The sequence below is a fragment of the Chamaesiphon sp. VAR_69_metabat_338 genome, assembly GCF_031423935.1.
Classification (GTDB): Bacteria; Cyanobacteriota; Cyanobacteriia; order Cyanobacteriales; family Chamaesiphonaceae; genus Chamaesiphon.
The window spans coordinates 1-3,548 of record NZ_JANPGM010000453.1 but is presented as its reverse complement, the minus strand read 5'-3'; the positions used below and the strand labels follow the sequence as shown (position 1 = coordinate 3,548).

Annotated in this window: 3 protein-coding genes and 1 pseudogene; 2 read left to right on the top strand and 2 right to left on the bottom strand. The window is 46.1% G+C overall.

Annotated elements, in window-relative coordinates:
* Together RMO84_RS12540 and RMO84_RS12535 are read left to right on the top strand one after the other, a co-directional pair.
* Nucleotides 1-437: precorrin-6A/cobalt-precorrin-6A reductase (locus tag RMO84_RS12540; RefSeq protein ID WP_310488787.1), on the top strand; the 437-nt coding region annotated here is incomplete at its 5' end.
* Between the two features lie 48 nt (nucleotides 438-485).
* Nucleotides 486-1,460 carry a DUF4351 domain-containing protein gene (locus tag RMO84_RS12535; protein ID WP_310488786.1) on the top strand — a complete coding sequence of 325 codons (975 nt, stop codon included), beginning with the start codon at nucleotides 486-488 and terminating at the stop codon, nucleotides 1,458-1,460.
* An 81-nt stretch (nucleotides 1,461-1,541) separates the two neighbouring features.
* Here the strand turns inward: RMO84_RS12535 and RMO84_RS12530 are convergent, their stop codons facing one another.
* Together RMO84_RS12530 and RMO84_RS12525 are read right to left on the bottom strand one after the other, a co-directional pair.
* Nucleotides 1,542-2,771, bottom strand: a complete 1,230-nt coding sequence (locus RMO84_RS12530) for a DUF790 family protein (RefSeq protein WP_310488785.1) — start codon at nucleotides 2,769-2,771, stop codon at nucleotides 1,542-1,544.
* 1 nt (nucleotide 2,772) lies between these two features.
* Nucleotides 2,773-3,360 (bottom strand): annotated as a pseudogene (locus tag RMO84_RS12525) (Uma2 family endonuclease).
* Nucleotides 3,361-3,548: the final 188 nt, after the last annotated feature.

The following is a 3,548-nucleotide window of genomic DNA, read 5'->3' as shown; positions in this document are numbered from 1 at the left end:
CCTGGGCGAGATCGCCTGAAGATATATGGATTGAGGTAGAAAGCATTGAAGCTGCTGTGGCGGCGATTCCAGCTAGCGCAGAGCGAATCTTTGTAACGATCGGCAGACAACAACTCGCCCCATTTGCCGTGCTCACAGATCGCTGGTGTCTGATGCGATCGATCGATCCGCCCGATCCGAGTATCCCATTACCACCAGGCAAATTATTACTCGATCGAGGGCCATTTAGTCTCGAAGGCGAACGTGAATTATTCAGAGAATATCAGATTCAAGCGATCGTGAGTAAAAATAGCGGCGGCGATGCGACTTATGCCAAAATTATTGCCGCGCGGGAGTTGGGTTTGCCGGTAATTATGGTGCAACGTCCGAGCTTGCCTGAAGGAGAAATTGTGGCAGATGTAGCGGGTGCGATCGCATGGTTAATCGATCGACTTTAATTAAGTCGATCGCGAGTCAGATTCTCAAACTAAAATATTGATTTTCCCATGCCAAGAACGATCGACCACGACCAATTGTTCAAACAACTGTTGAGTACATTCTTCTTAGAGTTCCTCGATTTGTTTGCACCTGAATTAGCTACTAATATCGACCCAGATAATTTTGAGTTTCTGCCTCAAGAATACTTTACCGATCTTATCGCAGGCGATCGTCGGGCGATGGATTTGGTGGTAAGGATTAATCTGCGCCGTCGTCCGAATGAGCCAGATGCCGGTAAGGTATGGGCGATCGTCAATTGCGAACATCAGTCATCTTCCGAGGCTAATTTCAATCGACGGATGTTCTTATATTTTGCGCAGTTGCATCGCCAATATTTGGAACCAGTTTACCCAATTGCGATCTTTTCTTTTGACGAACCCAAACGGCAGGAGCCGGATCGGTATCGGGTCAGATTACCAGGATTGGATATTTTAGACTTTAATTTCCTCAAGATTCAATTGAACCAGTTGAATTGGCGAGATTTCTTGAAGCAGAAGAATCCGGTTGCTGCAGCTTTGATGTCGAAAATGAAGATCGATCGTCAAGATCGGGCAAAGGTTAAGGTAGAATGTTTGCGATCGATTGCTACTCTCAAGTTAGATCCAGCAAGAGTTTCAATTCTATCTGGGTTTGTCGATAGTTATCTTACTCTTAATGCCACAGAGGAGATCGAGTTCGATACTGAAGTTGCTAGTATTAAGAAGGAGTCTGAAAAGGAGCAGGTTATGCAAATCGTTACTAGTTGGATGGCACAAGGTATCGAGCAGGGCATCGAGCAGGGCATCGAGCAGGGAGAACAACAAGAGGCTTTAAGATTGGTGTCGCGGGTGTTGCAGCGACGGGTGGGGGAATTAGATCCGGAGGTAAGCCAGAGATTGGATCGATTGTCGGTGAGTCAGCTTGAAGATTTACTGGATGCTGCTTTAGATTTTACGCAGATTGGGGATTTAACTGGTTGGTTGGATGCGCATCAGCGATCGTAATAAGCTAAGTTTGTTGCTTGGCATCGTTCGAGCTAATGTACGATAACAGCTCTATCTACTGCTATCTATCGATTTTCGATTTCAACTTTTAACTCCATCGATTACTTCTAATACTGACTTAGGTAATAACTTATCCTTAAACCAAATCACCTCACAAGGCAGATCTCTGGCATTCAATCCTGCTTTCTCTAGATTCAATCGTTCTGAGATGGCTAAAATGAGATTTTTACAGCCAGACTTATGGACTTGCGCAAATTTTTTCTGTAAATATTCCGGTCGCCAATAGCCGACAATTTCTAAAATATAATCGCGGCCATCAGGATGAACTAACCGAAAATCGGGAATCATCACGCTGCCAGGAATTGGTAATAAGTTCACTTCTCGCTCTAGTACCCACTCAGTTTTGAGCTTGTCCCAGCGATCGGCAAATCCCGCTTCGAGCATACTATCGTAGGATTTTCCTGGTGGATAGTGAGTTTCCAAACCACATTTATCAGTCAGGCTAAACCGTCCGACTTTGATATTGCCAGTATAGAAATCTTTGGTTTGGAGCGTTGCGCTCAGGCTCCATTTAGTAACGTGCAAAATTGCCGGAATTAATTTGGCAATCGCCAGTCCATAGCGGGTACTAGCTTTAAATAAACTCGTCGGGCCATCGACTTTAATGGTAAAGCCGTGGTCGGCATCGCCTTCGATATAGGTCATTAACTGAAATAGTTTCAGATAGCGAAATAGTAACTTATATTGACCGGGGACATTGCGATGCGCGTTGATAGTTAATTCGCTGGCGCGATAAAATACACCCTGAACTTGGGAGAGATTGTAGCGATGAATCAGGGCGATCGGATCGGGTGCGGTAAACTCGGTTAAAATCCGATTTTCGGGCAAATCCGCGTATAAACCCTGGGTAATTTGAGCGGGAATAATTTCCGCGCTCAACTCTTGGGAGAGAGTACTGGCAAGTGTCGCTAAGGTGGTCTTACTATGCTCCACACTGGGGCTGGAAGTTGCTGAGAGGGCATAGACGCGTTCGCGCAGTTCGGACGGCTGGAGGGGGCTGACAATCTCAAAGTTACTAAAGCTTTGGCTCTTGAGCAGATGGGCAAATCCCCGCTTGACGCGAAAGTCGGGGCTATCGCCTTCTAGCTCCAAGAGCATTTCATCAAGTTGTCCCTGAGTGCCGCCAGTCACGGACGTGAAGCAATCGATAATCTCGATCGCCATCTGAATGTGGTGCGCGTCAATTTCGATGCGTTTGGGGACGATCGATTCGCCATTATGTCGATAGATGAGCAGATCGCCAGGTAGCATTTTAAGGGTTAGGAGTTAACCAGCTAAACATTTGTGTTGCCGTGAAATCTAGTTTGAGAAAATCAGGCACAGGCAGATTTTTCTCGCCAATAATTTCGAGGGGTTGCTGTTTGGGAGCGAAGCAAATTACCAGCTTTTCGGATGGATCTACCAACCAACCTAATTGTGTCCCACAATCGAGACAGTGCAAAATCTTACTAATAGTTTTGGTCGGGCTTTGCTCTGGAGAAAGAATCTCAATCGTCCAATCGGGATAAGCCATGCAAGAATTACTAATTTCGCCATTTGGATCGACAGGAATTCTTGGCCATCTAAATATTGCTACATCAGGCACGATGCTCCAGGGGAGCGGCTCCGCCAACGAGCGAGCATCGAAGGTACAGCGTAATTCTGGAAATGCCATCCCCAATTGCTGTGGTTCTACAGCATCACTAATTGCATTACATAGTCTGAATTGCAGTCACGAGTGTTTTCCTTGAGGCATGTTTTTTTGAAAGATCTGTCCGGCGACAAACTCACTAGCTGGCTCTGTTTCTGGTAGTTTCAGAAATTCTTCTAGCTTCAGTATTTGCGGATAAGCTCGTACCATAGTGGAATTGTTTTTAATCTTCACTCTATTCTACCAAATAGATGAGTGTGAACTACCCGACTCTCATCCTACGGATAGAGAGCGGGCTTCCGACTTCGAGGGCGACCGCCTCACAGATGTCTTGCGACCCCTGCTTGGTCTGACGTTGCCTCCATCGGCAGTCTCGCTAGTTCCTAACGAGAGAATCC

Bases quoted from the DNA above. Each gene is read 5' to 3' on its own strand.
- RMO84_RS12535 (WP_310488786.1), top strand. From the start codon at position 486: ATGCCAAGAACGATCGACCACGACCAATTGTTCAAACAACTGTTGAGT.
- RMO84_RS12530 (WP_310488785.1), bottom strand. From the start codon at position 2,771: ATGCTACCTGGCGATCTGCTCATCTATCGACATAATGGCGAATCGATC.